This window comes from Streptomyces sp. A1136, assembly GCF_004795055.1.
GTDB lineage: Bacteria > Actinomycetota > Actinomycetes > Streptomycetales > Streptomycetaceae > Streptomyces.
This window is the reverse complement of the sequence record NZ_SSBJ01000021.1, coordinates 62380-89195: the sequence shown is the minus strand read 5'-3', so window position 1 is coordinate 89195 and position 26816 is coordinate 62380. Positions and strand designations below refer to the sequence as shown.

21 protein-coding genes, 1 tRNA gene and 1 pseudogene are annotated in these 26816 nt (G+C 73.0%); 7 read left to right on the top strand and 16 right to left on the bottom strand.

Annotated features, from left to right (window positions below; all coding sequences use genetic code 11):
- Nucleotides 1-305: 305 nt before the first annotated feature.
- The 7 genes from rho to E6R62_RS21295 all read right to left on the bottom strand — a co-directional run bounded on the left by rho (nucleotide 306) and on the right by E6R62_RS21295 (nucleotide 9690).
- Nucleotides 306-2432, bottom strand: a complete 2127-nt coding sequence (rho, locus tag E6R62_RS21325; protein WP_136215105.1) for a transcription termination factor Rho — start codon at nucleotides 2430-2432, stop codon at nucleotides 306-308.
- Nucleotides 2433-2869: 437 nt separating this feature from the next.
- On the bottom strand, nucleotides 2870-3796 hold the full coding sequence (gene thrB / locus E6R62_RS21320) for a homoserine kinase (RefSeq protein ID WP_136215104.1): 927 nt from the start codon (nucleotides 3794-3796) through the stop codon (nucleotides 2870-2872).
- Between the two features lie 380 nt (nucleotides 3797-4176).
- Nucleotides 4177-5247 carry a threonine synthase gene (thrC, locus tag E6R62_RS21315; protein WP_136215103.1) on the bottom strand — a complete coding sequence of 357 codons (1071 nt, stop codon included), beginning with the start codon at nucleotides 5245-5247 and terminating at the stop codon, nucleotides 4177-4179.
- A 6-nt stretch (nucleotides 5248-5253) separates the two neighbouring features.
- The gene (locus E6R62_RS21310) at nucleotides 5254-6543 is read right to left on the bottom strand and encodes a homoserine dehydrogenase (RefSeq protein WP_136215161.1); all 1290 of its coding nucleotides are present in this window, start codon (nucleotides 6541-6543) and stop codon (nucleotides 5254-5256) included.
- A 159-nt stretch (nucleotides 6544-6702) separates the two neighbouring features.
- Nucleotides 6703-8094, bottom strand: a complete 1392-nt coding sequence (gene lysA, locus E6R62_RS21305; RefSeq protein WP_136215102.1) for a diaminopimelate decarboxylase — start codon at nucleotides 8092-8094, stop codon at nucleotides 6703-6705.
- Nucleotides 8095-8113: 19 nt separating this feature from the next.
- Complete coding sequence (gene nrtL / locus E6R62_RS21300) at nucleotides 8114-9070, bottom strand: ArgS-related anticodon-binding protein NrtL (RefSeq protein WP_136215101.1); 957 nt, start codon at nucleotides 9068-9070, stop codon at nucleotides 8114-8116.
- A 125-nt stretch (nucleotides 9071-9195) separates the two neighbouring features.
- Entirely contained in the window at nucleotides 9196-9690 is a 495-nt protein-coding gene (locus E6R62_RS21295) for a response regulator (protein WP_206308796.1), read from the bottom strand.
- An 82-nt stretch (nucleotides 9691-9772) separates the two neighbouring features.
- On the opposite strand from E6R62_RS21295, the gene E6R62_RS21290 reads away from it, so the two are divergent.
- Nucleotides 9773-9844: transfer RNA gene (locus E6R62_RS21290), tRNA-Arg, on the top strand.
- A 430-nt stretch (nucleotides 9845-10274) separates the two neighbouring features.
- On the opposite strand, the pseudogene E6R62_RS21285 reads toward E6R62_RS21290, so the two are convergent.
- Nucleotides 10275-10895 (bottom strand): annotated as a pseudogene (locus E6R62_RS21285) (phosphoribosyltransferase); the annotation flags it as partial.
- Between the two features lie 181 nt (nucleotides 10896-11076).
- Here E6R62_RS21285 and E6R62_RS21280 point away from each other — a divergent pair.
- Together E6R62_RS21280 and E6R62_RS21275 are read left to right on the top strand one after the other, a co-directional pair.
- A complete protein-coding gene (locus E6R62_RS21280; RefSeq protein WP_136215099.1) occupies nucleotides 11077-12060 on the top strand; it encodes an XdhC family protein in 984 nt (327 codons plus the stop codon).
- Between the two features lie 119 nt (nucleotides 12061-12179).
- A complete protein-coding gene (locus tag E6R62_RS21275) occupies nucleotides 12180-12629 on the top strand; it encodes a DUF6479 family protein (protein ID WP_206308795.1) in 450 nt (149 codons plus the stop codon).
- A gap of 116 nt (nucleotides 12630-12745) precedes the next feature.
- Here E6R62_RS21275 and E6R62_RS21270 read toward each other — a convergent pair whose 3' ends face one another.
- Nucleotides 12746-13663 (bottom strand): ATP-dependent DNA ligase, encoded by a 918-nt coding sequence (locus tag E6R62_RS21270; protein ID WP_136215098.1) that lies wholly within the window; start codon nucleotides 13661-13663, stop codon nucleotides 12746-12748.
- Nucleotides 13660-14544 (bottom strand): non-homologous end-joining DNA ligase, encoded by an 885-nt coding sequence (gene ligD / locus E6R62_RS21265; protein WP_136215097.1) that lies wholly within the window; start codon nucleotides 14542-14544, stop codon nucleotides 13660-13662. Before ligD ends, E6R62_RS21270 begins: the two co-directional genes overlap by 4 nt.
- A gap of 31 nt (nucleotides 14545-14575) precedes the next feature.
- On the opposite strand from ligD, the gene E6R62_RS21260 reads away from it, so the two are divergent.
- Nucleotides 14576-15643, top strand: coding sequence for a Ku protein (locus E6R62_RS21260; protein WP_136215096.1), 1068 nt, complete (start codon nucleotides 14576-14578; stop codon nucleotides 15641-15643).
- A 1129-nt stretch (nucleotides 15644-16772) separates the two neighbouring features.
- On the opposite strand, the gene E6R62_RS41790 is transcribed toward E6R62_RS21260, so the two are convergent.
- A complete protein-coding gene (locus E6R62_RS41790) occupies nucleotides 16773-17567 on the bottom strand; it encodes a nuclease-related domain-containing protein (protein WP_136215095.1) in 795 nt (264 codons plus the stop codon).
- A 335-nt stretch (nucleotides 17568-17902) separates the two neighbouring features.
- Here E6R62_RS41790 and E6R62_RS21250 point away from each other — a divergent pair, with 335 nt between their 5' ends.
- Together E6R62_RS21250 and E6R62_RS21245 are read left to right on the top strand one after the other, a co-directional pair.
- Nucleotides 17903-18592, top strand: coding sequence for a hypothetical protein (locus E6R62_RS21250; protein WP_136215094.1), 690 nt, complete (start codon nucleotides 17903-17905; stop codon nucleotides 18590-18592).
- Nucleotides 18589-19833 (top strand): HAMP domain-containing sensor histidine kinase, encoded by a 1245-nt coding sequence (locus E6R62_RS21245; protein ID WP_136215093.1) that lies wholly within the window; start codon nucleotides 18589-18591, stop codon nucleotides 19831-19833. Before E6R62_RS21250 ends, E6R62_RS21245 begins: the two co-directional genes overlap by 4 nt.
- A gap of 756 nt (nucleotides 19834-20589) precedes the next feature.
- On the opposite strand, the gene E6R62_RS21240 is transcribed toward E6R62_RS21245, so the two are convergent.
- From E6R62_RS21240 to E6R62_RS21230, 3 genes are read right to left on the bottom strand one after another with little or no spacing between them, the layout of a single operon-like run.
- A complete protein-coding gene (locus tag E6R62_RS21240) occupies nucleotides 20590-20844 on the bottom strand; it encodes a hypothetical protein (RefSeq protein ID WP_136215092.1) in 255 nt (84 codons plus the stop codon).
- Nucleotides 20845-20854: 10 nt separating this feature from the next.
- Entirely contained in the window at nucleotides 20855-21571 is a 717-nt protein-coding gene (locus E6R62_RS21235) for a TetR/AcrR family transcriptional regulator (RefSeq protein WP_136215091.1), read from the bottom strand.
- Nucleotides 21572-21600: 29 nt separating this feature from the next.
- Complete coding sequence (locus E6R62_RS21230; RefSeq protein ID WP_136215090.1) at nucleotides 21601-22530, bottom strand: diiron oxygenase; 930 nt, start codon at nucleotides 22528-22530, stop codon at nucleotides 21601-21603.
- A 223-nt stretch (nucleotides 22531-22753) separates the two neighbouring features.
- Between E6R62_RS21230 and E6R62_RS21225 the strand changes: the two genes are divergently transcribed.
- Nucleotides 22754-23863 (top strand): ferritin-like domain-containing protein, encoded by a 1110-nt coding sequence (locus E6R62_RS21225; protein WP_136215089.1) that lies wholly within the window; start codon nucleotides 22754-22756, stop codon nucleotides 23861-23863.
- 16 nt (nucleotides 23864-23879) lie between these two features.
- On the opposite strand, the gene E6R62_RS21220 is transcribed toward E6R62_RS21225, so the two are convergent.
- Nucleotides 23880-25352, bottom strand: a complete 1473-nt coding sequence (locus E6R62_RS21220) for a penicillin-binding transpeptidase domain-containing protein (protein WP_136215088.1) — start codon at nucleotides 25350-25352, stop codon at nucleotides 23880-23882.
- Entirely contained in the window at nucleotides 25349-26722 is a 1374-nt protein-coding gene (locus E6R62_RS21215; RefSeq protein WP_136215087.1) for an FtsW/RodA/SpoVE family cell cycle protein, read from the bottom strand. Before E6R62_RS21215 ends, E6R62_RS21220 begins: the two co-directional genes overlap by 4 nt.
- Between the last annotated feature and the right edge of the window lie 94 nt (nucleotides 26723-26816).

Genomic DNA, 26816 nt, shown 5'->3' with positions numbered 1-26816 from the left:
CGACCCCCGCTGTTCTCTGACACAGACGGAGGAACGTCTTCCAGGGTTCCACGGTCCCGGGCGGGGTCCTACCGCGGCCCCGGTCCGCCGACGCCGTTCCTGACGCCGCGTGACCCGCCGCGCACGGCGCGTACCGGAACGTCGCCGAAAGCGGGGGTGAGCGCGTGCGCCGGCCCCGCGGCGGTGTGGCGAAGGTCGCAGCACGACGGAAGCGGCACGAAGGAAGCGGTACGAAGAAAAGGGACCGCCCCCGCCGCGGCTGCGGTGGGGGCGGTCCCTTCGGGACGTTCCGGCTGTGACGACCGTCAGTCGTCGTTCTTGCCCGCCGGGGTCGTCTTGGCGATCTGCATCAGGAACTCGGCGTTCGACTTCGTCTGCTTCATCTTGTCCAGCAGCAGCTCGATCGCCTGCTGCGAGTCGAGCGCGTGCAGCACCCGGCGCAGCTTCCAGACGATGGCGAGCTCCTCCGCGTTGAGGAGGATCTCCTCCTTGCGCGTACCGGAGGGGTCGACGTCGACCGCCGGGAAGATGCGCTTGTCGGCGAGCTTGCGGTCGAGCTTGAGCTCCATGTTTCCGGTGCCCTTGAACTCCTCGAAGATCACCTCGTCCATGCGCGAGCCGGTGTCGACCAGCGCGGTGGCCAGGATGGTCAGCGAGCCGCCGTCCTCGATGTTGCGCGCGGCACCGAAGAAGCGCTTCGGCGGGTAGAGCGCGGTCGAGTCGACACCACCGGACAGGATGCGGCCGGAGGCGGGGGCGGCGAGGTTGTACGCGCGGCCCAGGCGGGTGATGGAGTCCAGCAGGACGACCACGTCGTGACCCAGCTCGACGAGACGCTTCGCGCGCTCGATGGCCAGCTCGGCGACGGTGGTGTGGTCCTCGGCCGGCCGGTCGAAGGTCGAGGAGATGACCTCGCCCTTGACCGACCGCTGCATGTCGGTGACCTCTTCCGGACGCTCGTCGACCAGGACGACCATCAGGTGGCACTCGGGGTTGTTGGTGGTGATCGCGTTGGCGATCGCCTGCATGATCATGGTCTTGCCGGTCTTCGGCGGGGCCACGATCAGGCCGCGCTGGCCCTTTCCGATCGGCGACACGAGGTCGATGATGCGGGTGGTCAGCACGCCCGGGTCGGTCTCCAGGCGGAGCCGGTCCTGCGGGTACAGGGGCGTCAGCTTCTGGAACTCCGGTCGGCCGCGGCCCGATTCGGGCGCCATGCCGTTGACCGAGTCCAGGCGCACGAGGGCGTTGAACTTCTCGCGGCGCTCGCCGTCCTTGGGCTGGCGCACGGCGCCGGTGGTGTGGTCGCCCTTGCGCAGCCCCGCCTTGCGGACCTGGGCGAGGGAGACGTACACGTCGTTCGGACCGGGCAGGTAGCCGGAGGTCCGGATGAACGCGTAGTTGTCGAGGATGTCGAGGATGCCGGCGACGGGGATCAGGACGTCGTCGTCGGCGACCTGCGGCTCGCTCGGCGCGAACTCGTCGCGGCCGCGACGGCCACGGCGGTCGCGGTAGCGGCCGCGACGGCCACGACGGCCGTCCTCGGAGTCGAAGTCGTCCTGCGGGCCGTTGTCCTGACGGTCCTGCCGACCCTGCTGACCCTGGTTCTGGCCCTGGCCCTGGCCGCGGCCGCCCTGCTGCTGACGGTCGCCGCGGTCCTGACGGTCCTGGCGGCTGCCGCCCTGACCACCCTGGCCCTGTCCGGCCTGGCCGCCCTGCGCCTGGCCGCCCTGGCCCTGCTCGTCGGCCTTGGCACCCCGGTCGCGGCGGTCGCGCTGGCGGTCGCCGCGCTCGCCCCGGTCGCGGTCGCGGCGCTCCCGACGGCCGCGGCCCTCGCCGGCCTCCTGGAGCTGCGTCTGGCCCTGACCCTGGCCCTGCGCGGAGACGGCGGTCGCGGCCTCCACCTTGACGTCGGCCTGCGTCGCGGGCGCGGTCTCGGTCTTCTGCTCGACCTGGACGGCGACGGGCGCCGCGGACTCCGGGCTGCCGGTGGGGGCGGTGGCCCGACGGCGGCGGCGCTCGCCGACCGGGGCGTCGTCGCTGGCAGGCTGGCCGGGGATCTCGATCTGGGCCTGCGTGGCAGGCTTCTCGGCGGGCGCCTCGGCGGCGGCCTCACCGGTTCGGGCCTTGCTGGTGGCGCGGCGCTTCGGCTTGGCCTCGGCGGTGTCCGCGACGGAGGCGGCGGCCTTGGGAGCACTCCCGCCCGCCTGCGCCTCCTTGATGACCTCGATCAGCTGGCTCTTGCGCATCCGCGCGGTGCCCCTGATGCCGAGGCCCGACGCGACCTGCTGCAGCTCGGCCAGGACCATGCCGTCAAGGCCGGTGCCGGAGCGGCGCCGCCGCCCGGCAGTGGCAGCCGCGGCACCCGCGGCGGGGGCACTGGTGTCGACGTTGGTGTCGGCAGCGCCCATCAGATCGGTGGTGTCGCTCACGAAGGGTCCTTCCCTGGAGCGGACGTCGGCCTGTCTGGCTCGGCGACCGGTTGTGCTGTCCGGCGTCAGTCTGTGACCTGATGGGTCATGGACTGCAGCCGGGGCGGTGGTCCGCCGGTAGAGATACGGCGGAGAAGAAACGTGCGTGGTGGTTCCGGCGAGAGGCCCCCGAGCTGGAAGCGTGGGAATATCACGCCGATTCCGGAGCGTGCTCGAAACTGCTCGCGGCGATCAGAGCAGTCGGGGAGGCTCCCGGAAGAAAGGTGGTCCCGAATGGGGACACTGAGCACCGAGCCATGGCGGCTTCGGATGCGCACTTGAGATTAACACTACCGGATCCAACGACATTCCCCCTCTCAATCACCGGCAATCACGCCCTTCCGCGCGGTCGGCCTGCCCAGCCGCCGCACCGGCCCCAGGCCGGCCGGGCCCTGGGCCTAGCCGCCCTGGGTGCCCAGCGGAAGAACGCTCGCGCCCGGGACGTCGAGGGCCAGCCGGTTGGCCGCCCACCCCTCGCCCGCGAGCTGCGCGACCTTGTCGGCCGCACCGTTGTCGACCAGCGCCAGGACCGTGGGGCCGGCGCCGGAGATGACCGCGGGGATACCGTCCGCCCGCAGTCGGGCCACGAGAGCCACGCTCTCGGGCATCGCCGGGGACCTGTACTCCTGGTGGAGCCGGTCCTCGGTGGCGGGCAGCAGCAGCTCGGGACGCCTGGTCAGGGCTTCGACGAGCAGGGCCGCGCGACCCGCGTTGACGGCCGCGTCCACATGCGGGACGGAACGCGGCAGCAGGCCGCGCGCCGTCTCGGTGAGGACCGGCTTGGAAGGCACGAAGACCACCGGAACGATGGAATCGGCGGGGTCCATACGGATCGCCTTGGCGCTGCCGCCGTCCATCCAGGCGAGGGTGAAGCCGCCGAGCAGACAGGCGGCGACATTATCGGGATGGCCCTCGATCTCGGTGGCGAGTTCCAGCAGCGCCGCGTCGTCGAGTTTGGCCTCCGCGCCTATGGTCACGGCGCGGGCGGCGACGATGCCGGCGCAGATCGCGGCGGAGGACGAGCCGAGGCCGCGCCCGTGCGGGATGCGGTTGGCGCAGACGACCTCCAGGCCGCGCGGCTGGCCGCCCAGCAGGTCGAAGGCGGTGCGCATGGAGCGTACGAGGAGGTGGCTCTCGTCGCGCGGGAGGTTGTCGGCGCCCTCACCGGCGATGTCGATGTTCAGGCCGGAGTCGGCGACACGGACGACCACGTCGTCGTAGAGCCCCAGGGCCAGGCCGAGGGCGTCGAAGCCCGGGCCGAGGTTGGCACTGCTGGCGGGGACGCGCACTCGTACGGCGGCGGCGCGGAACGCTGGACCTGCCATCGGTCGATGACACTCCTTGTGACTGTGCGAGATCTGGTGCTGGGCGGGATCTTCGCTGCGAATGTACTGGAGAACGTACGACACCCGAAGGCCCTCGGGGCAGCACCGCGTCATATGCGCGGTGGCGGATGTAAGTACAGCCTATCGAAGGAAGGTTCTCTCGCGACATAGGGCGCACAGGAGGCACACGATGCGTGTCGCGTTCCCCGGTCGGCTTCGGTCGGCCTTCTTCGGCTTCCCGTCGGTTTCCCGCCGGCTCCCCGTCGGTTTCCCGCCGGCTGCCCGTCGGACCTTTCGTGTCGTGCGGTCCGAGTCGCCGGATCCCGGGGCTTGCCGGAATCCGGCGACTCGGTGCGGACCCGCGCGGGGCGGGCGCCGGGTCAGACCAGGCCGAGCCGGACGGCCGCGGCCTCGGCGTCCACCGGAACGGTGACCGGCTGCGGGGCACCGGCCACGGCCCAGTCGGGGTCCTTGAGGCCGTTGCCGGTGACGGTGCACACGATCGTCTGGCCGGGATCGACCAGTCCGGCCTCGGCCGCCTTGAGCAGACCGGCCACCGACGCGGCGGAGGCGGGCTCCACGAAGACGCCCTCCTGAGCGGCCAACAGCCGGTAGGCGGCGAGGATCTGGCGGTCCGTCACCTCGTCGATGAAGCCGCCGGACTCCTCACGCGCCGCGAGGGCGTACTCCCAGGAGGCCGGATTGCCGATGCGGATCGCGGTCGCGATGGTGTGCGGCTCCTTGACGATCTCGCCCCGCACGATCGGCGCGGAACCGGAGGCCTGGAAGCCCCACACGCGGGGCGTACGGGAGGCCAGGCCGTCGGCCTTGTACTCCTTGAAGCCCTTCCAGTACGCGGTGATGTTGCCCGCGTTGCCGACCGGCAGCACGTGGACGTCGGGGGCGTCGCCCAGCGCGTCGACGATCTCGAACGCGGCCGTCTTCTGGCCCTCGATACGGACCGGGTTGACGGAATTGACCAGCGCCACCGGGTAGTTGTCGGAGAGCGCGCGGGCCAGGTCCAGACAGTCGTCGAAGTTGCCGTCCACCTGGAGGATCTTGGCGCCGTGCACCAGGGCCTGACCCATCTTGCCGAGCGCGATCTTGCCCCGGGGCACGAGGACCGCCGAGACCATGCCGGCGCGCACCGCGTACGCGGCGGCTGAGGCCGAGGTGTTGCCGGTGGAGGCGCAGATGACCGCCTTGGCGCCCTCCTCCTTGGCCTTGGTGATCGCCATCGTCATGCCGCGGTCCTTGAAGGACCCCGTGGGGTTCGCGCCCTCGACCTTGAGATGCACCTCACAGCCCGTGCGCTCGGAGAGCACCTGGGCCGGGACGAGGGGAGTGCCACCCTCGCGGAGCGTGACCACGGGCGTCGCGTCCGTCACCGGCAGGCGGTCCCGGTACTCCTCGATGATGCCGCGCCACTGGTGGGTGCGATTGCTGCTCATGGGTCCTTACTCCCCTTCAACACGCATGATGCTGGCGACACCGCGAACGGTGTCCAGCTTCCGCAGCGCCTCGACGGTCCCGGAGAGGGCGGCGTCGGGGGCGCGGTGAGTGACGACGACGAGGGAGGCCTCGCCGTCCTTTCCCTGCTGGCGGACGGTGTCGATCGACACCCCGTGCTCCGCGAAGGTCGTCGCGACCTGGGCGAGGACGCCCGGCTTGTCCGCCACATCGAGGCTGATGTGGTAGCGCGTGACGACGTCCCCCATGGGGCTGACCGGCAGCTGGGTGTAGGCCGACTCGCCGGGCCCCGTTGCCTCGGCGAGTTTGTTGCGGCAGACGGCGACGAGGTCGCCGAGGACCGCGGAGGCGGTCGGCGAGCCGCCCGCGCCCGGGCCGTAGAACATGAGCCGCCCGGCGGCCTCCGCCTCGACGAAGACGGCGTTGTACGCCTCGCGGACCGACGCGAGCGGGTGGCTGAGCGGGATCATCGCCGGGTGCACGCGGGCGGTCACCGACCGGCCGTCGGCGGCCCGCTCCAGGATCGCGAGGAGCTTGATGGTGCAGCCCATGCGCTTGGCGGAGGCGAAGTCGGCGGCGCTGACCTCGGTCATGCCCTCGCGGTAGACGTCGTCGAGCCGGACCCGGGTGTGGAAGGCGATGCCGGCCAGGATCGCGGCCTTGGCGGCGGCGTCGTAGCCCTCGACGTCGGCGGTCGGGTCGGCCTCGGCGTACCCGAGGGCGGTGGCCTCGTCGAGCGCCTCCTGGTAGCCGGCGCCCGTCGAGTCCATCTTGTCGAGGATGAAGTTCGTCGTGCCGTTGACGATGCCCATGACGCGGTTGATCTTGTCGCCGGCGAGGGACTCGCGCATCGGGCGGACCAGCGGGATCGCGCCGGCGACGGCGGCCTCGTAGTAGAGGTCGAGTCCGGCCCGCTCGGCCGCCGCGTGCAGCGCGGCGCCGTCCTGGGCGAGCAGCGCCTTGTTCGCGGAGACGACGGAGATGCCGTGCTCGAAAGCGGTGGTGATCAGGCCGCGGGCCGGCTCGATGCCGCCGATGACCTCGATGGCGACGTCGATGTCGCCGCGTTTGAGGAGGGCGGTCGCATCGGTGGTGACCAGGGCCGGGTCGATGCCCTCGCGGACCTTGGCGGGACGACGCACGGCGACGCCGGCGAGTTCGACGGGCGCGCCGATCCTGGCCGTCAGGTCTTCGGCGTGCGTCGTCATGATGCGCGCCACCTCTGAGCCGACCACACCACAGCCCAGCAGCGCCACCTTCAGCGGACGCGTACGCATCATTCGACCTACGCCTTTCGATCTTCCATCGCCACCCGGCACGCGGTTTGCGTGCCAGGTCTGACCAGTCTCACGCAATGGACAGCAGTTTCCATCCTCGGTCCATTGAGTGAGACGTCCATTTTGGGGGCCCGGGGGCCCGCCCCAGAAATACCGGCGTCACCCGAGGTCGAGACGCAGGAGATCTTCCTCCGTCTCGCGCCGGACGATCTCGCGCGCCTCACCGTCGCGCACCGCGACGACCGGCGGCCGGAGCGCGTGGTTGTAGTTGCTGGCCATGGAGCGGCAGTACGCGCCCGTGGCCGGGACCGCGACGAGGTCGCCCGGGGCGAGGTCCGCCGGGAGGAAGGCGTCCTTGACCACGATGTCGCCGCTCTCGCAGTGCTTGCCGACCACGCGCACCAGCATCGGTTCGGCGTCGGAGACGCGGGAGACGAGCGTGACCGCGTATTCGGCGTCGTAGAGGGCGGTGCGGATGTTGTCCGACATCCCGCCGTCGACGCTCACGTACGTCCGCAGGCCCTCCAGCGGCTTGATGGTGCCGACCTCGTAGAGGGTGAAGGCGGTCGGGCCGACGATCGCCCGGCCGGGCTCGACGGAGATCCGGGGGGCGCGCAGCCCCGCCGCCTCGCACTCCCGCGCGACGATCTCGTGCAGCGCCTTGGCGATCTCGTGCGGCTCGCGGGGGTCGTCGGCGGAGGTGTAGGCGATACCGAGACCACCACCGAGGTCGATCTCCGGCAGCTCCACGCCGTGCTCGTCGCGGACGGCTGCCAGCAGCCGCACGACGCGCTTCGCGGACACCTCGAATCCGGCCATGTCGAAGATCTGCGATCCGATGTGGGAGTGGACGCCGAGCAGCTCCAGCGAGGCGTGCCCCAGCGCCCGGCGGACGGCCTCGGCGGCGGACCCGTCGGCCACCGCGATACCGAACTTCTGGTCCTCGTGCGCCGTGGCGATGAACTCGTGCGTGTGGGCCTCGACGCCGACGGTGACGCGGATCTGCACGGGCTGACGGACACCCAGGTCGGCGGCGATGTGCGCGACGCGGGCGATCTCCTGGAAGGAGTCGAGCACGATGCGGCCCACGCCGGCCTCGACGGCCCGGGTGATCTCCGCGACGGACTTGTTGTTGCCGTGGAACGCGATCCGCTCGGCGGGCATCCCGGCGGCGAGCGCGGTGGCGAGTTCGCCACCGGAGCACACGTCGAGGTTGAGTCCTTCCTCCCGCAGCCACTTCACGACGGCCTTGGAGAGGAACGCCTTGCCCGCGTAGAACACGTCGGCGTCGGCGCCGAAGGCGTGCGCCCAGGCGCGGCAGCGGGCCCGGAAGTCCTCTTCGTCCATGAAGTAGGCGGGCGTCCCGAACTGTTCGGCCAGCGCCGTCACTTCGATCCCGCCCATGGTCACGACGCCGTCGGCGTTGCGGGTGACGGTGCGGGACCAGACCTTCTCGTCGAGGGCGTTGAGGTCGGCGGGCGGCGGCGCGTAGTGGCCCTCGGGCAGGACGTCGGCGTGGCGGGGCCCGGCGGGGTGCGCGGAACGGCTCATCGGATTCTCTCTTCGCGGGTCACAGGCGTTCGGGGGCGGCGATGCCGAGCTGGGACAGGCCACCGGCCAGCACCGTCCCGGCGGCTTCGGCGAGTGCCAGCCGGGAGCGGTGGGCGGCCGAGGGTTTCTCGTCGCCCTTGGGGAGCACGTCGTACTGGAAGTCGAGCAGCGCGTCGGCCAGCCGGACGAGCCGGCGCACGAGCCGTTCGGGCGCGCGGTGGTGGGCGGCGGCTTCGAGGGCGAGGGGGTGGTCGGCGAGGGCGCGCAGCAGGGCGTCGGCGGCGGGGGTGTGCTCCGTGTCCCCCGGCTCCGGCCGGAAGCCGAGCGCGGCCGCGTTGCGGAGCAGGGCGCGGGTGCGGGCGTATGCGTACCGCACGCGGAAGAAGTCACTGGACTCGTCCTGGACGAGGAGGGCCCGCGAACCGAACACGGGGGTCTCGTGGGGCGGGACGGCGAGCATGGCCCAGCGGGCGGCGTCGACACCGTACGCGGCGACGACGTCCCCTTCCTTCTCCGGTACGGGCGCGATCCGCAGCCCGCCCGTGTCGGGGTCGCCGCCGAGCCGCGACACGGCGCGGCGCACGACATCGGCCCGGGTCGCGGCGTCCGCGACCGGCACGGCCTGCGGGGAGCACCCGTACCGGTGGCCGCGCTCACGCACGTCCCGTACGAGGGCTTCGGCGGAAGGCCGGTCCATGACGAAGTTCAGGAACCCGGCACCGGTGACCTCGACCCGGTCGATCCCGGGCACCCGCGCGAGCCGGCGGGCGAGCACGCGCGCGACGTCCCCGGGCGGGCGTCCGGCACTCTTGGCCAGGGGAAAGGCGACGGCGGTGGCGTACTCCCCCACCCCGCCCGGCCGCGTCCGATCGACCACCACGCGCCCCGGCTGCTCCACCCCAACGGGCAACTCGCCCTCCTCGACGGCGCCACGCACGGCGTGCGCGACGGTACGGGAGAGGTCGGCGGGGGTCACGGGACCCAGCCTAGGGGAGAACCTCCGACGTCATGCGAGGGGTTTCGCGATGTGAACAACGTTGTGAACAACGCCCTGGTTCCCGGCGGTCTCCACCCTCCGACCTGCCCCTCGCCCCCACACCCTCACCCCCTGCCGGTCCCGGCGGGAGCCCCTTCCCGCTCACGCCGGTCCCGCCGCTCGACGAGCCGCCGTACGACCCGGACCAGCTCGGCCGGCTCGAAGGGCTTGGCGAGGAACGCGTCGACCCCGGCGGTGATCCCGGCCTCCATCTCGTGCTGCGTACAGGCACTGACCACGGCGAGCGGCACGTCCCGCGTCCTCGGATCGGCCCGCAACCGCGCGGCGGTCCCGAACCCGTCCAGCCGGGGCATGACCACGTCGAGGGTGATCACGTCGGGGCGGACGTGGTGGACGACGTCCAGACACTCGGCACCATCGTTCGCGGTCACGACCTCGAAGCCCTCCAGCTCGAGATTGACCTTGATCAGCTGCCGGATGACCTTGTTGTCGTCGACAACAAGCACCCGGCGCGAGGCGCCTGGCACAACTCGAGAGTAGGTGTGCCTAAGCCTCCGCGTCCGGGTTTTCCCCACTTCCACCCCCTCCGGGCGACCCACCCCTCCCCACCCCCGCAAACCGTTTCTGATCACCGCCCGCGAGCTGGTAGTGTTCAACCCGTCGCCGCAACGCGAACGACACGCCCCCGTAGCTCAGGGGATAGAGCAACGGCCTCCGGAGCCGTGTGCGCAGGTTCGAATCCTGCCGGGGGCACTTCGCAGGAAGTGCCCAAAGACCCCGCCATCAGCGCCTTAGCTGAGACGGGGTCTTCGCGTATGCGCGGCCAACTGCCGCCGTGTGCACCCGTATGTCAGCGGCTGCGGACTATTCGTGGACAGGATCTCGGTCCGTCGCCGCGGGTCTGGCCGGGAAGCAGCGAAGGCCCCCAACAGGCCCAGGGCCTCGCAGTGACCCACCGACAGGTCGGGCAGCCAGGGGTCCGTTGGGGCGTGCGGGGGTCGGCGGTCCGCCGGCGCGCCGCGGCGCGGGGCAGCTCCCGTTGCTCCTGCAGGGCGGTCGGGCCCCGTTCGTCGAGGGTGCCGAGTCGTTGCGCCGGAGAGCGGTGCCTGCCTTCACGCGGGCCGGCCTAGGGCGGATGCCGATCTCCCGCGGGTGGGTCCGGGGTGGGGCCCGGGGATCGGGCGGCCAAGAGGGCGATGACCACGCTGTCCGGGGTCTGGGAGAAGTCCCGGTACCACTGGCCCACCGAGGAGAAGGCGGGCGGGGTCGAGAGGCAGACCAGTTCGTCGGCGGAGGCGGAGAGCCGCGCGGCCGCGTCCGGAGGGGCCACCGGGGTGGCCATGACGATGTGGGTCGCGCCCTGCGCGCGGACGACCTCGCAGGCGGCGGCCGCCGTGGCGCCGGTGGCGACGCCGTCGTCGACCAGGATCGCCGTCCGGCCCGCGACGGGCAGGCGGGGGCGGCCCGCGCGGAAGCGGTGGGCCTGGTCGACGAGGGAGGCCGTCTCCGTTCGCTCGACCTCCGCCATGTCCTGCGGGCGGAGGCCGCCACGGCGCACCACGTCCTCGTTGATCACGCGTACGCCGCCTTCGCCGAGGGCGCCGAACGCCAGCTCGCGGTGGCCCGGGACGCCCAGCTTGCGTACGACCACCACGTCGAGCGGGGCGTCGAGCTCTTGGGCCACGTGGAAGGCCACCGGGACTCCGCCCCGGGGCAGGCCGAGCACCACCGGGTGCCGGGCTCCGTAGGAGCGCAGGGCCTCGGCCAGGCGGCGGCCGGCGTCGTCGCGGTCGTTGAACAACACCCTTCGAACCAACGCCCCCCGGCGACGTGGCGCAACTCGTACGAAGGAGGTGGTGTCGGGTCTGTGGGTTTTGGGGGGTGGGTAGGCGTAGGCGGTGTGCGTAGGTTGACGCGAAGGCCATGCGGCGCCGCTGACCAGGTGCTTTGTGGCGGGCTCTGACGACGAGGATGGGGCGGACGCGATGCGTGAGCTGGTGGAGACGGCGCGGCGGTGGGTGGCGGAGGGACGGGACGGCTACCTGGCGCGGCCCGTCACCGAGCAGGGGTTCGGGCCGCGGGACCCGGCCGGGGCGGTACTCGTGGACACGCGGGGCGACTGCGTCGGGGCCCTGTACCGGGGGGTGTTCGACGCCGAACTCGTCGCGGAGGCCCGCGCGATGGCGGCCGGGGACACCGCGCGGGTGTGCGAGGTCTCGGTCGGCGCCGGAGAGGCGGTGGAGGCGAAGCTGACGTGTGGCGGCCGGGCGGAGGTGCTGCTCCAGCCATTGGCGGCGATCCCGGCCGAGTGGTGGGAGTCGCTCGGAGAGGGACAGGGGGTGGCACTGGTGACCCGGCTGAACGAGGCCGCGGACCGGGCGGTGAGCGAGCTCGTACGGAACGTCGACCCCCCGGCCGACGACGCCGCGCGGCGGGCCGGTGAGCTGCTGCGCACGCGTCGACCGGGGCGGGACGCCCTGTACGGGGGCTCGGGGCTGGTGCTGGTGGAGGCCTACCCGTCCGCGCCGCAGGTGGTGATCGGCGGGGCCGGCGAGCTCGCGGAGATCATCGCGCGGCAGGCGACGCTGCTGGACTGGGGCGCGGTGACGGTCGAGTCGGCCGCCGAGGCGGAGAAGGTGCTGGGCGCGCACCGGGACGCCGCCTGCCTGGTGCTCCTCAGCCACGATCCGGACTTCGACGTGCCGACCCTGCGCACGGCGCTCGCGCTCGGCGTCCCGTACGTCGGCGCGCTCGGCTCCCGCCGGACCGCCGCCCGGCGTCGGGAGGGCCTGCTGGCCGGCGGGGTGACGGAGGCCGAGCTGGCCCGGGTGCACGGGCCGATCGGTCTCGACCTCGGGGCGCGGACCCCGCCGGAGACGGCCCTGGCCATCTGCGCCGAGATCCTCGGGGTGCTCGGGGGACGGGAGAGCGGCGGGCTGCGGGACTCGGAAGGGCCCCTGCGGGGGTAGCGGGGCCCTCGGGAGAGGTGGCCGGAGCGGGTCGCGGTCGTGTGGCCCGGACCGGCTTCCTCCCCATCTTGGGTGCCTAGATCAGGTCAATATCGACGAAGAGGAGGAAAATGGTACGTATGAACATGCTCGCGATGCTCGCGTCGGACGACGTACCGAATTCCGTCTGGTTCCTCTTCATCGGGTTCATCATCGTCGCGTTCCTCCTCGCCGCCTTCAAGCTGGGCCAGATGGTGCGTGCCAAGGAGCCGCCGCCGCCGACTCCCGAGAGCCACCCGCACCTGCCGGACGGCGGCGCGGTGTACGAGGTGCGCGAGGAGCGGGACCCCGTGGAGTTCCCCGAGAGCGGCCTGCGCCCGCACGAGATGCAGGGCTTCGGCAACTTCGGCTCCACCACTTCCATCCACCCGGACGAAGTCCGCGCGGCCCGGGAGTCCGGCTACCAGCACTCGCACCCGCACGCCGGCCAACGCCCGTCCTCCGAGGTCACCGAGCCCCCGCCGCCCGCCCCGCCGACTCCGCCGGAGCCGCCGGTCGCCCCGCCGCACGGGGGGACGGACCACAGTTGACCGGACCAGACCTATCGCGCCCCGCAATCGACCGGGCCCACACCTGACGGGGCCCCCTCCTCACGACGGGGACGACCACCGTACGGGCCTCTGACCCGCCCCCCGAGGGCGGCGGGTCAGAGGTCCGTCCGCAGGCGCAGCACCTCCGGCGGGGGGTGGCGCAGCGCGGTGTGCCGGACCTCCGCCGCCAGGGGCGGGTCGAGCGGACGGTACGCCACCTCCCCCAGGCCGATGGCCGTGACCGTCGGCGCCGGCGACGCCCCGGCCGTCGGCTCTCCCGGGGCGTCGCCCGCCCGGCCGGCCAGGGTCTCGGACAGCTCCCGGCGCAAGGGGGCCGACAGGGGGCTCGACACCAGCGGGGCCTCGTCGTCGCCCGGCACGAGCAGGACCAGCGCCGCCGGCCGGCGGGGCGTCCCGGTGTAGCCGATCACCGCCGCGTCCCGGACGTCGGTGTGCCGGAGCTTCTGCCAGGCGCGCCGGCCGGCCGGGTAGGGCTGGTCCAGCCGTTTGACGACCAGCCCCTCGATACCGCTCGCGGGCAGCGTCTCGTACCAGGTCGCGGCCAGCTCCGGATCGGTCGTCATCGGGACGGGTTGGAGGGGCGGCCCGAGCGGGAGCAACAGGTCCACCAGGAGCGCCCGCCGCCGCTCGTACGTCCGGCCGCGCACATCGACGCCGGCCAGCTCCAGCACGTCGAACGCCGCGTAGGAGGCGGGCAGGCTGTGCGCGAGCGCCGGCGCGCGGCTCGCCGTCGCCGCCGCCCGCCGCTGTACGAGGGCGAAGTCCGTACGGCCGTCGTGCCAGACCACCACCTCCCCGTCGAGCACGGTCCCGGCGGGCAACCGCTCCGCGGCCAGGGCCAGATCGGGGAACGCGCTGGTCACGATCCGGCCGGAGCGGGCCTGGAGGACGACTGCGTCCGCGGTGCGCAGGACGACGAGCCGGTGGCCGTCGAATTTCGGCTCGTACGCCAGGCCCGCCGCCCGCGGCAGGGTCCGTACGGTGGCGGCGAGCGCGACCCTGACCCGGCTCACGGCAGCGCCCCGGCCTGTGCGGGGTCGGTGAGCGGGGCGAACAGGTCGCCGTCGCGGGCCAGCCGGGGCGCGATGTCGTCGGCGAGGAACACCAGGTCGGACGGGTGCGCACAGGCCTCCACCTCGGCCCAGGAGATGGGCGCGGAGACGGTCTGGCGGGCGCGGGCGCGCAGCGTGTAGGGCGCGGCGGTGGTCTTGGCGGCGGCGTTCTGACTGTGGTCGACGAAGACCTTGCCGGGCCGCAGCGCCTTGGCCATCCGGTGTACGACGAGTTCGGGCAGGTCCCGTTCGGCCTCCTGGGCGAGCCGCTTGGCGTACGCGGACACCCGCGCGGACGGGGTCGGCTCCAGGGGCGCGGACAGGTGGAGGCCCTTGGCGCCGGAGGTCTTGGGGTAGGCGTGCAGGCCGTCGGCGGCGAGCCGGTCGCGCAGCCAGAGGGCGGCGGCGCAGCACTCGACGACGGTGGCGGGCGGCCCGGGGTCCAGGTCGAGGATCAGTCGGTCGGCGATGGCGGGGCTGCCCGCCGTCCACTGGTGGACGTGGAACTCCACGACGAGGTTCGCGGCCCACATGAGGGTGGGCATGTCCGCGATGACCACCTGTTCGGCGGAAGGGTCCTCCGAGCGCGGGACGGGGCTGGTCAGCACCCAATCGGGGGTACCGGGCGGGGGGTTCTTGGTGAAGAAAAGCTGCCCGTCCGGGCCGTCGGGGTAGCGCAGGAACGACACCGGCCGGTTGTGGACGTGGGCCAGCAGGGGCTGCGCGACGGTGGCGTAGTAGTGCAGCACCTCGCCCTTGGTGAAGCCGGTCTCCGGATAGAGGACCTTGTCCAGGTTGCTGAGCGCGATGCGCCGGCCCTCCACCATGGTGATCGGCGTCATACGATGAGATTGCCACGAAACGGGAGGAACTGTGCGATCCATCTGGAATGGGGCGATTTCCTTCGGGTTGGTCAGCATCCCGATCAAGCTCGTGAACGCCACCGAGAGCCACTCGATCTCCTTTCGTCAGGTCCATGTGACCGACGGCGGGCGCGTGCGGTACCGCAAGGTGTGCGAGCTGGACGGGGAGGAGGTGTCGGCCGCCGAGATCGGCAAGGGGTACGAGGAGGCGGACGGCTCGATCATCCCGATCACGGACGAGGACCTGGCGCGGCTGCCGATCGCGACCGCGAAGACGATCGAGATCGTGTCGTTCGTCCCCGCCGACGAGATCGATCCGCTCCAGATGGACGCGGCTTACTATCTGGCGGCGAACGGGGCGACGGCCGCCAAGCCGTACACGCTGCTGCGGGAGGCGCTCAAGCGGAGCCGGAAGGTGGCGATCGCGAAGTTCGCGCTGCGGGGGCGGGAGCGGCTGGGGATGCTGCGGGTCGTCGACGACGTGATCGCCATGCACGGACTGCTGTGGCCGGACGAGATCCGCCGCCCCGAGGGGGTGGCGCCGGAGACGTCGGTGACGGTGCGGGACGCCGAACTCGACCTGGCGGACGCGCTGATGGCGACCTTGGGCGAGGTGGACATCGAATCGCTGCACGACGACTACCGCGAGGCCCTGGAGGAGATGATCGCGGCGAAGGCGGGCGGCGCGTACGAGCCCGCGGAGGCCGCGGCGGAACCGGCCGGGCAGGTGATCGACCTGATGGCGGCGCTGGAGCGGAGCGTGCAGGCGGCGAAGGCCTCGCGGGGGGAGGGCGGCGGGGCGGCGGCCGAGGCGGAGGCGGACGTGACACCGATCCGGCGGAAGTCGGCCGCCGCGCCGAAGGCGGTGGGCGGGAAGAAGTCCACGGCGGCGTCGGGATCGGGCGCGGCGAAGAAGACGGCGTCGGGGCGGAAGTCCACGTCGGCGGCGGCGACCAAGAAGACAGAGTCGGCGGGCGGGGCGAAGTCGGGCGGCACCAAGTCCACTTCGGCCGCCACGAAGAAGACGGCGGCGTCGGCCAAGAAGGCCACACCCCCGCGCAAGCGCCGCTCGGCGTAGACCCTGGCCGGGTTCTTTCGCGGGGGCCCTGCGGGTTGCCCGCGCCGCCGGGCGGGGTCGGTGCCCGGCCAAGTCCCTCCCGGGGTCGCCCGGGCCGCCGGGCGGGGTCGATGTTCGCCGCAGACGCCGGCGGGGCGGGTGCCCTGGCCGGGCGGTTCGACTGAACCCGGAGGTTGCCCGGTGGGCCGGGCGGGGTCGGTGTCGCCTCAAACGCCGGCGGGGCTGGGTGGGGCGGACACGCCAGCGCGGGAAGCCCTCCCGGCTTCGCCAGGCGGCGCAGGTAACAGCCGGGCCGAGCTCAGCGCGTGCCGTGGCGGGGCCGGTGCCCCGGCCGGGCGGTTGCCCGAACCCGCGAAGGTTGCCCGGGCCGCCGTGCGGGGTGGCGCCCCGGCCAGGCGTTGCGCAGTCCCTGCCGAGGTCGCCCGGGCCACCGGGCGGGGTCGGTGTCGCCTCAAACGCCGGCGGGGCTGGGTTCGCTGGCTTCGCCAGGCGGCGCAGGTAACAGCCGGGCCTGCGCCCCGGGCCGGGCGGTCTGTCTCAGGCAGAGTTACCCGCGCCGCCGGGCGGGGTCGGCGTCGCCTCAAATGCCGGCGGGGCTGGGTGGGGCGGACACGCCCGCGCGGGAAGCCCTCCCGGCTTCGCCAGGCGGCGCAGGGGACAGCCGGGCCGAGCTCGGCGCGTGCCGTGGCGGGGCCGGTGCCCGGGCCGGGCGGTTGCCCGAACCCGCGAAGGTTGCCCGCGCCGCCGGGCGGGGTGGGGCCCCGGCCAGGCGTTGCGCAGTCCCTCCGGGGGGTGCCCGGGCCGCCGGGCGGGGTGGGGCCCCGGCCAGGCGTTGCGCAGTCCCTCCGGGGGTGCCCGGCCGCCGGGCGGGGGCGAGGTTCGCCGCAGACGCCGGCGGGGCTGGTTCGGCGGGCGCGCCGTCGTGAGAGAAGCCATACCGACGCCTGAGGGGCCGGCCAGTCCGAGTTCGGCGGGCGCGTCAGAGGGGCCGAGGCAAGGGCGGGCGGTTGGGGTTCGGAGGGTACGGCGGGGGGCGTTGCGCAGCGATGCGATCCCGGGCGAGGTCGGAGGCACCATCCGGAGACGGGGAATGTGAGTGGTGGTCCGGCGTGGCGGAGGTGTCGGGGCGCTATGGGAGCCAGGTCGAGGTGTCGCGGGCGAGGGAGAAGAGGGCGTCCGCGTCCGGGGGTTTGAGGGCGGGGGTGGCCGTCGTGAAGTACGGGGTCAGTGCGGGTTGGAGGACGCGGACGTCGCGCAGGGTCGGCGCCACCTCGACCGTGGCCGCGTCGACCACCGCCACCACCGGGGTGGCCGGCGCCCGTAGGGCTCGCGCGGCGTGGGCCGCCGCGCGGCGGATGTGGCGCACGTCGGGGCGCGGGTCGGCCCGGCCCACCGTGACCAGCAGGTCCCCGGCCCGGACCCGTTGGCGCCGGCCCGCCACCGTGGCCACGCAGAACACCCCGGCGGGGCCGATCAACAGGTGGTCGATCACGCCGCCGCCCGGCAGGGGCACGGCGTGCAGGACCCGCCAGTCCATCGCTTCGAGGGCCTCCAACTCCGCCCCCACCGCCTCCCTGGCCTCGATTTCCCGGCGCAGCCGGTGGCGGGTCCGGGTGCCCGGTGAGCCGTACGCCAACTCCCCCAGCAGCGGCTCCCCCGGCCGGTTCGGGGCCAGGTCCCGGTCCGGCGCAAGGGCCAGGCGGAGCCGTTCGGCAGGCGTGGGCACAGGCGGCGGCCCGACGGCCGGCTCACCGCTCAGGTAGGGGCGCAGGGCGGCCAGCACCGCCTCGCGGTGGGTTTCGTCCAACAGGCTGATCCGGTTGGTCCGCCGGTCGTACCAGGCCACCGCCCGGCCGTCCGGCAGGTTGACGAACAGCCTGCCCATGCCGGGCCGCCCGCTCGGCAGCACCTTGAGTCCGCGCATCGTCCTCACCCCCGGCGTCCATGGGAGCAGGCGGTGCGCCGCCCGGCAATCCCCCGCACGTGGCGCGCCGCGCGACGGCTCCGCCCGGACGCCGTCGGTTCGCGGTCGGATCGCCGTGACGAGGCCATCGCCCCAGTTCCGTGACCGCCGTCAGCCGCCGCAGTGGGCCTCGTGATTCTCCGGCGGGGGCCTACGGACGTCCGACCCCGAACGCGCCCGGCCACCTCGGCCGGCGCGGGCATCGCCCATGTGTGCGGGCGAAACCGGACCGGGTCGGCCTAAGGTTGGCGGGAAACACCCGTTGCCCCGGCGCCGTGTAGAGGAGGCCCACCGCTGTGCGCACGCTCCCCTCCCGCACGGGCACCGGGCTGCTCCTGCTGGCTTGCCTGCTGCCGTTGCTGTCGGCGTGCGGCGACCCCGGCGGCCTGGCCTCCGCCGGTCCGACCCCGACCGCGAGCGGACCCGTACGGCTGTGGCCGTGGCGCAAGGGCGCCGACGTACCCCCGGCCCCGCCGGGAGGCGTGCCGCCGGTGTACGTGCAGGGCCTGCAGCCCGTGCACGACCAGAACGTGCACGAGGTGGACGCGGTCGCCCTGGTGCAGGCGGAGCTGCGCGCCCATCGGGGCGCCCTCGTCGGCGCGGACGGGATGCCGAAGGAGACCGCCGACGCGATCCGGGCCTGCGGGACGGAGTCCTCGGAGAAGTGCCCGGTGCTCGACCCCTACTACCGGGACCTCACCGGGAACGGGAAGGACGAGGTCGTCGTCGGGATCGAGCTGCCCGACAACATGATGTCGGTACGTGCCTACACGGCCGACCCCGACGGGCGACTCAACCGGATCATGGCGACCACCGAGACCGTCATCGGCGTCGAGCTGGCCGGTCAGAACGTGGTCTTGCGCGTGCCGAGCGGGCATCCCGGATACGAGCTGTTCAGCACCTGGTCGTGGGACGAGAAGCAGCGCAGCATGCTGCCCGCGCGCGAGCAGATCGTACGGGTGCCCGCGCGCCCGGGGGCGTCATGAGGGCCCGGCTCCCCGCCTGGACCGCCAGGCTCACCTGGAAGTCGGCCTGCTTCATCGTGGTCATGTGCTGTGCGTTGGCGGCGGCGCTGGGCGCGCTGGTGCACGTCGAGGTGACCCGACAGACCGTGTCGAACGCGCGGGACCGGGCCTTGGAGAAGCTGGGCGATGCCACGCGGGCGTACGAGGCGGGCGAGGCCCTGCCCCCGCGTTCGGCGCTCGATCCGGCGGGGCTGCCGGATCCGCTGCGGCGGCTGGCGGTGCGCGGACAGCGGGGCACCGTCGTGGCCGAGTTCCGGGGGCGGCAGGTCATGTGGGCGGCGGGTCCCGCGGACGGCCGTGCCCTCGCCACGGCCGTGGACTACAGCCAGGCGGCGCGGACCATCAGCGGGCTGGACCACGCGATCATCGGCTCCTCGATGCTGGCGATCGGCGGCACGCTGCTGTTGGGGGCGTTCGCGGTGCGGCGGGTGACGCGGCGGCTGCACCAGACGGCCACGGTCGCGCGGCGGATCTCCCAGGGCGACCTCGACGCGCGCGTCGGCGACCCGCGGACGAAGGACGCCTCGCGGCACCAGGACGAGGTGGCGACGGTGGCGGGCGCGCTCGACACGATGGCGGCCACCCTCCAGGGGAAGCTGGAGCGCGAGCAGCGGTTCACGGCGGACGTCGCGCACGAGCTGCGGACGCCGCTCACCGGGTTGCAGGCTGCGTCGGAACTCCTGCCGGAGGGGCGGGCGACGGAGCTGGTGCGGGAGCGGGTACGGACGATGCGGGGGCTGACGGAGGACCTGCTGGAGATCTCGCGGCTGGACGCGGGGCGCGAGGTGGTGGAGACGGACCTGCACCAGCTGGCGCGGCTGGCCCGGCGGGCGGTACGGGCGTCGGGGACGCCGACCGAGGTGGTCGTGGTGCGGGACACGCTGGTGGAGACCGACCGGCGGCGGCTGGAGCGGGTGCTGGGGAACCTGCTGGCGAACGCCCACCGGCACGGGCGGGAGCCGGTCGTCCTGACGGTGGACGGGCCGGTGGTGACGGTACGGGACCACGGTGACGGGTTCCCGGAGTACCTGCTGACGCAGGGCCCGCAGCGGTTCCGCAGTGCGGGGGCCGGGGGCGGGGGCGGCAAGGGACACGGCCTGGGCCTGACCATCGCGGTCGGCCAGGCCGCGGTGATAGGGGCGCGGCTGGAATTCCGCCGGGCGGAGGGGGGCGGGGCGGAAGCGGTGCTGCACCTGCCGTGACGTTGCCCTGGCCGGGCCGTTGCGCGGGCCCCCGCGGGGGCTGCCCGGACCACCGGGCCGGATCGGTGTCCGCCTCAAACGCCGGCGGGGCTTGGTGAGACCGGTCGCCGCGGGGCCCCCAAGGCCCCCGCAGGGGTTGCCCGGACCACCGCCGGGCGGGGCCTGGGTCCGCCTCAAACGCCGGCGGGGCTGGGTGCCGGCGAGCGCACCGCCGCGCGAAGCGACCCCGGCTTCGCCGCGCGCCTCAAACGCCGGCGGGGCTGAAGTGAAACCGGGTCCATGCGTGGGCCCCGAGGGCGGCCCGGACCAGCAGGCCGGGTGGGTGTCCGCCTCAAACGCCGGCGGGACTGTAGGGGTGCGGGCCGGGCGGTGGTCTGTCCCGCCGGCGGGTACTGGACGGGAGTCGGGGCGGGGTGGGGGGCGGACGGGGCTAAAACGTGATGGGTGGCGCGCGGGGGTCGCGCTTCCACGACCCGGGGTCGGCGCCATGAAGCATGCCCGCCCCGGACGACCCCCCACCCCGTCCACGGCCGCGGCACCCCGCCCGGACGGAGCCACCCCCAGCCCCGCCGGCGCTTGAGGCGAACACCGACCCCGCCCGGCCGACCGGGCCACCGCCCCGCCGCGGTGAACCACACAGCCACCCCGCCCGGCCGACAGGGCAACCGCCCCGCCGCGGAGAACCACACGCCGACCCCGCCCGACGAACCCGGCAACCCCGCGGAGGACCGCACAACGACCCGGCCAGGGCACCGGCTACCGCCACGGCCAGCGGGCGCGGGGGCGGGTCGTGTCCGGGCGGTAGGTGTACTTCCAGCCCTTGCGGAGGCCCAGGCGTTTCGTCTGGCCCGCCGGGACCCGTTCGTACAGCAGGACCGTCGGGGCCGCGCCGTCCGGGTTCGGGACGGGGATCTCGTACCACTTCGGGGGGTGGCCGGTCGGGCCCAGCAGGATCGGCAGGGACCGGCCGTCCATGGGACCGCCCTCGAAGGGGGTCGATTCGCTTCTCACCCCTCCAGTGTCACAGCAGGTGGGCCGCCTCGGAGACCACGGGGATCACCCGCCGGGCCAGGACCCCGACGGGGCCGTCCGCCGTTTCCAGCGCCAGGGCCGCCCGCGCCGCCGCGGCCGTCTGCGGATCGGTGGCCGCCGTGGCGGTGAGGAGGGCGATGAACTGGTCCACCAGCCAGTCGCGGAGCGAGCCGACCTCAGGCTGCTTGCCCTCGTCGATCCAGTTCAGCGAGGCCCCTTCCACGGCCGTGATCCAGGTCCGCACCATCATCCGCAGCCGCGGCCCCGGGTCCGGGACGGCCAGGTGGACGATGATCTGTTCGGCCGCCGCGCGGCGAATGCCGTCCACGGTCGCCGTCGTACGGGAGGTCTCCACCACGCTGCCGCCCTGGAGCAGCGCCGCGAAGCCGGTGTCGTGTTCGTCGACGAAGGCCAGGTAGCGGTCCAGGGCCCGGGACAGCCGCCGGGTGAGGGGCCCTGCCTGGGGTTGCGCGAAGCACTGTCCCAGCAGCTCCGCCGCCGAGCGCAGGGCGGCTTCGTAGAGCTGTTGTTTGCCGCCCGGGAAGTAGCGGTAGACCAGCGGGCGCGAGACCCCGGCGGCCTCGGCGACGTCGTCGAGGGAGACCTCCTCCGGCGCCCGGTGCGCGAACAGCGACAGGGCCGCGTCGAGGAGTTGGGCCCGGCGCTCCTCGACGCTCAGCCTGCGGTAGGCCCGTACGGTCGTCATGCCCGCAGGGTAACCCCGGGGAGTGACGGTCAGGCCAGGAGTCCCGAGCTCTTCCACAGCCTGCGGCCTACGCCGCGCAGTACGCCGATGTCGTCGAGGAAGTCCGTCAGCCGCTTGGCGCCGGTCTGCATGACCTCGCGCCGGTGGCCGCTCGCCTTGACCTGGGCGACGGCTTCGCGCCGGTCCAGGCCGATGTTCTCGTAGACCTGGGGGTTGACGAAGGCCAGCGAGAAGACGCGGGCGGCCTCGCCGCAGCTGATCCGGGTGAGTTCCTGCTCCCAGCGGGGGGCCGTCAGCATCTGGCGGCGCAGTTCCTCGCGGGCGTAGCGGACGTGCCGGGCCTCTTCGATGACGTGGATGCGGGTGACCCCGCGCACCAGCGGTTGGATGCGCTCGTCGGGGAAGGTCAGGCGCTGCATCCAGTCGAGGATCTCCTCGCCGAGGAGGGTGCAGGCGAAGGAACCGGGGGTGGTGGAGACCGTCTTGAGGACGCGAGCGAGGTTGTGGTGGGTGCGCGAGACCGGGTAGGCGGGGGTGTCCGCCTTGCGGATCATGCGGGCGAACATCATGGAGTGCCGGCATTCGTCGGCTATCTCGGTGAGCGCGTAGCGGACGTGGTTGCTGACCAGCGACTTGTCGTAGATGTGGCGGACGAGCAGCTGCATCAGGATGATCTCGAACCAGATGCCGAGGGAGCCGAGCGCGGCAGCCTCGTGCCGGGAGAGGTCGATGCGCTGCTCCTCGCCCATCTTCTTCCAGAGCGGTGTGTCGTAGAGCGAGAGCAGTTCGGGCGGCCAGTAGTACCTGCCTTCGATCGGCGGGGCGTCCCAGTCGAGTTCCTTGTCGGGGTCGAAGGAGTGCTTGGCCGATGATGCGAGCAGTCGTTCGGCTGTCTCCTCGCGGTCCTTCAGGAGGCCGAGCGCGTCCCTCGGCGCTGCTCGATCGGTCACGGTCGTCATGGCTTCGGACACCTCGCTCGTGGAGTTACCGGCGGTCACTGCTTATGAGACTGCTTGTCAGCAAGACCGTCAATCCCCCCGGCGCGACTTGTTGACCCCGCGTCTACCAACGTGTGACGCTGCGGGCGGTGGCCAACTGTGCCGTCTTGTAAGCGAGTACGAGTCTTGTAGGCGAGTACGCGAGACGTGACGAGTACGTGAGATGCGAGACGAGGGAGCGTCAGTGTCGACGCACGAGCTCTACACCAAGGACCCCGGCGAGGACGTCTGGCAGGTTCCGGCCTCCGGCGCCGCCCGCTTCAGCTGGGAGTACGGCGCCGGCCGGGAGCGGCTGCTCGCCCTGTACCAGAAGGGCAAGGACAAGCAGTGGGACGGCGCCAAGCGCATCGCGTGGGACCTGGAGGTGGATCCCTGCGATCCGCTCGGCACCCCCGACGAGGCACTGACGCTCCACGGCACCCGTTACTGGGCCAAGCTCACCGAGAAGGACAAGGGGGAGTTGCGCCGCCACTACGCGGCATGGAACTTCAGCCAGTTCCTGCACGGGGAGCAGGGGGCGATGGTGTGCGCGGCGCGCATCGTCGAGTCCGTGCCGGACCTGGACGCGAAGTTCTACTCGGCGACCCAGACGATGGACGAGGCCCGGCACGCGGAGATCTTCGGGCGTTTCCTGCACGAGAAGGTCGGGATGCTCTACCCGATCAACGACAGCCTGCAAGGGCTGCTCGGCGACACCCTGCGCGACTCCCGCTGGGACATGCCGTACCTCGGCATGCAGGTGTTGATCGAGGGGCTGGCGCTGGCGGCCTTCGGGATGATCCGCGACACGACCGACAAGCCGCTGCCCAAGCAGATCCTGGCGTACGTGATGCAGGACGAGGCCCGGCACGTGGCCTTCGGGCGGATGGCGCTGCGGGACTACTACAAGCAGCTGACGGACGCCGAGCTGCGCGAGCGCGAGGAATTCGTGATCGAGGGCTGCTACCTGATGCGGGACCGGCTGCGCGGGGTGGAGGTCCTGGAGAACTTCGGCATCCCGAGGAAGGAGGCGGAGGAGTTCAGCGAGCAGTCGGAGTTCCTGCACCTCTTCCGCAGGCTGCTGTTCAGCCGGATCGTGCCCTGCGTCAAGGACATCGGGCTGTGGGGCGACCGGTTGCAGCGGGCGTACCTGGAGATGGGCGTCTTCGAGATGGGCGACTCCAACCTCGACCTGCTGATGAGCGAGGACGAGGAGATCGCCGAGGCGCTGGACCGCGAGCGGTTCGCGGCGGAGGAACGGGAGCGGGTCGCGGAGGTCCGGTCCGCCATCGAGGAGGGCGCCGGGGGCGGTTGATCCATGGGTGGACCCCTTACGGGAGGGTCGGCTTCGCCTCCAGCGCGGCCGCCATCACGGCGCGGGCGATCGGGGCCGCCGCGCTGTTGCCGCTGATGCCGCCCCGGTCCGCCGAGGCGTCCTCGACGACCACCGCGACCGCGACCGCCGGCACCGGGGAGCCCGCCGCCCTGGCCCAGGCGATGAACCAGGCGTAGGGCGTGCCCGCGTTGCCCACCCCGTGCTGCGCGGTGCCGGTCTTGCCGCCGACCACCGTCCCCGGGACGGCGGCGTTGCGACCCGTCCCGTTCTCCACCACCTTGACCATGAGCTCCTGCACGCGCAGCGCCGTCGCGGGGCTCATCACGCGGCCGAGCGTGTGCTGTTCGGAGCGCCGCACCTGGCTCCCGTCGTCCCGGGTGGTGCGCTCCACCAGGTACGGGCGTCTCAGCTCCCCGCCGTTGGCGACGGCCGCCGCCACCATCGCCATCTGGAGGGGGGTCGCCTTGGTGTTGAACTGCCCGATCGAGGACAGCGCCAGTTGGTCGGGGCTCATGTCGGTGTCGAAGGTCGACGGCGACACCCAGGCGGGCACGCGCAGCCCGTCGTCGTTGAAGCCGAAGCGCCGCGCCGCGTCCACCATGCGGGCCAGGCCGACCTGTACGCCGATCTTCGCCATGACCGTGTTGCACGACCACTGCACCGCCTCCGCCATCGAGGCGTCCTCGCAGCCGGTGGCCTCGTTCGGCAGCAGGGTGTCGGTGCCCGGCAGCGGGTACGGGTCGGGGGTCCGGGTGGGGGCGTCCACGTCCTTGACCACCCCGGCGTCGAGCGCGGCCGCCGCCGTCACGATCTTGAAAGTGGAGCCGGGCGGGTACGTCTCGCGCAGCGCCCGGTTGAGCATCGGCTTGGCGGGGTCGGCGTTGAGCCGCGTCCACGCGTCCTTGACCCGCGCGCCGGTGCCCGAGAGCGCCGCCGGGTCGTACGAGGGGCTGCTGACCAGGGTCAGGATCCTGCCGGTGGCCGGCTCCAGGGCCGCGACCGCGCCCCGCTTCCCCGCCAGCCCGGTGTACGCGGCCCGCTGCATCCCGGCCCGGATGGTCGTGACCGCGTTCCCGCCCGGCGGGTGGCCGCGGGCCAGGTCGTACCAGAGCGGGAAGGCGGAGAGACCGGGGTCGGTGCCCGCGAGGACGGCGTCCTCGGCCCGCTCGACGAAGCTGGTCCCGTACGTCTGCGAGGCGAAGCCGGTGACGGGTGCGTAGAGCGGGCCGTCGATGTAGGTCCGCTCGTAGCGCAGCAGTTGGCCGCTGTCCCGGGAGCCGGTGACAGGCCGGCCGTCGACCAGGACATTCCCGCGCGGCTTCGCGTACCGCTCGACGGCGGTGCGCTTGTTGGCCGGGTTCGCGCCGTAGGCGGAGGCCTCCCAGACCTGCACCCGGCCGATGTTGACCAGCAGGGCGAGGAGCAGGGCCGCACAGAAGTACGCGCACCAGCGGATGTAGCGGATCACGCGGCGGCCGCCTCTCCGGCCGGCAGGGGCCTGCGGGCACTGTCGCCGAGCCGGATCAGCAGGGCGACGATGATCCAGTTCGTGACCACGGAGGAACCGCCCTGCGCCAGGAACGGCATGGCCATGCCGGTGAGCGGGATCAGCCCGGTGACACCGCCGGCGATGACGAACACCTGGAGGGCGAGGATCGAGGCGAGCCCGGTGGCGAGGAGGCGCCCGAAGGGGTCGCGCAGCGCGAGTCCGGCGCGGAAGCCCCGGTCCACGAGGAGCCCGTAGAGCAGCAGGATCGCGCTCAGGCCGACGAGCCCGAGTTCCTCGCCGGCGGTGGCCAGGATGAAGTCGGACTTGGCGGCGAAGCCGATGAGGAAGGACTGGCCGTGGCCGAGGCCGGCGCCGAGGAGGCCGCCGGCGCCGAAGGCGAAGAGGGACTGCGCGAGCTGGCCGGGGCCGTCGCCGCGCGCGATGGAGGCGAAAGGATTCAGCCAGTCCTCCACGCGGCCGTGCACGTGCGGCTCGAACGTCCCCACCGCGTACGCGCCGAGGGCGGCGAGCAGCAGTCCGATCGCGATCCACCCGATCCGCCCGGTGGCGGTGAACAACATGATCACGAACAGGCCGAAGAAGAGCAGGGACGTGCCCAGGTCGCGTTCCAGGACCAGTACGCCGACGCTGAGCAGCCAGATGGTGAGGATCGGGCCGAGGACGCGGCCGGGCAGCAGGCGCAGCTTCCACAGCAGCCGGCGTCCGGTCAGCGCGAGGGCGGTGCGGTTCGCGGCGAGGTAGGCGGCGAAGAAGACGGCGAGCAGGATCTTGGCGAACTCCCCGGGCTGGAAGGAGTACCCGGCGAACCGGATCCAGATGTGGGCGCCGTTGACGGCCGGGAAGAAGACGGGGACGAGCATCAGGGCGAGCGCCGTGGTGACCGAGAGGTACGCGTACCGCTGGAGGACCCGGTGGTCCCGCAGCGCTCCGACCACCAGCACGAACAGCGCCAGCCCGAGGCCGGACCAGCGCAGTTGGTCGCCTGCGGCCGGATGGGCGGGGGTGGTGAGGTCGAGCCGCTCGATCAGGACCAGGCCGAGGCCGTTGAGCAGGACGGCGATGGGCAGGACGAGCGGGTCGGCGTACGGGGCGCGGAGCCGGACCGCGAGGTGCGCGAGCAGGGCGGCCCCGGCGAACCCGACGGTGTGCCGGGTGACGGCGTCGGGGAAGTGGCCGGTGGCGGCGAAGCCGACGTAGAGGTGACCGAGTACGGCGATCAGGACCGACCCGACGAGCAATGTGAGCTCGATGCCGCGGCCCTTGGGGGTCAGGGCGTCGGGAGGCGGGGGCGGAGCGGGTTCCGCCACCTTCGCCGTCAGAGCGGTCATAGGGGGAACGTAGCAAGCACGGGAACGCTATGTCCGCTTATGTCACAGTGCGCCGAAGAGTCGACACAAACGGTCGGAACCCGAGGCCAGACGG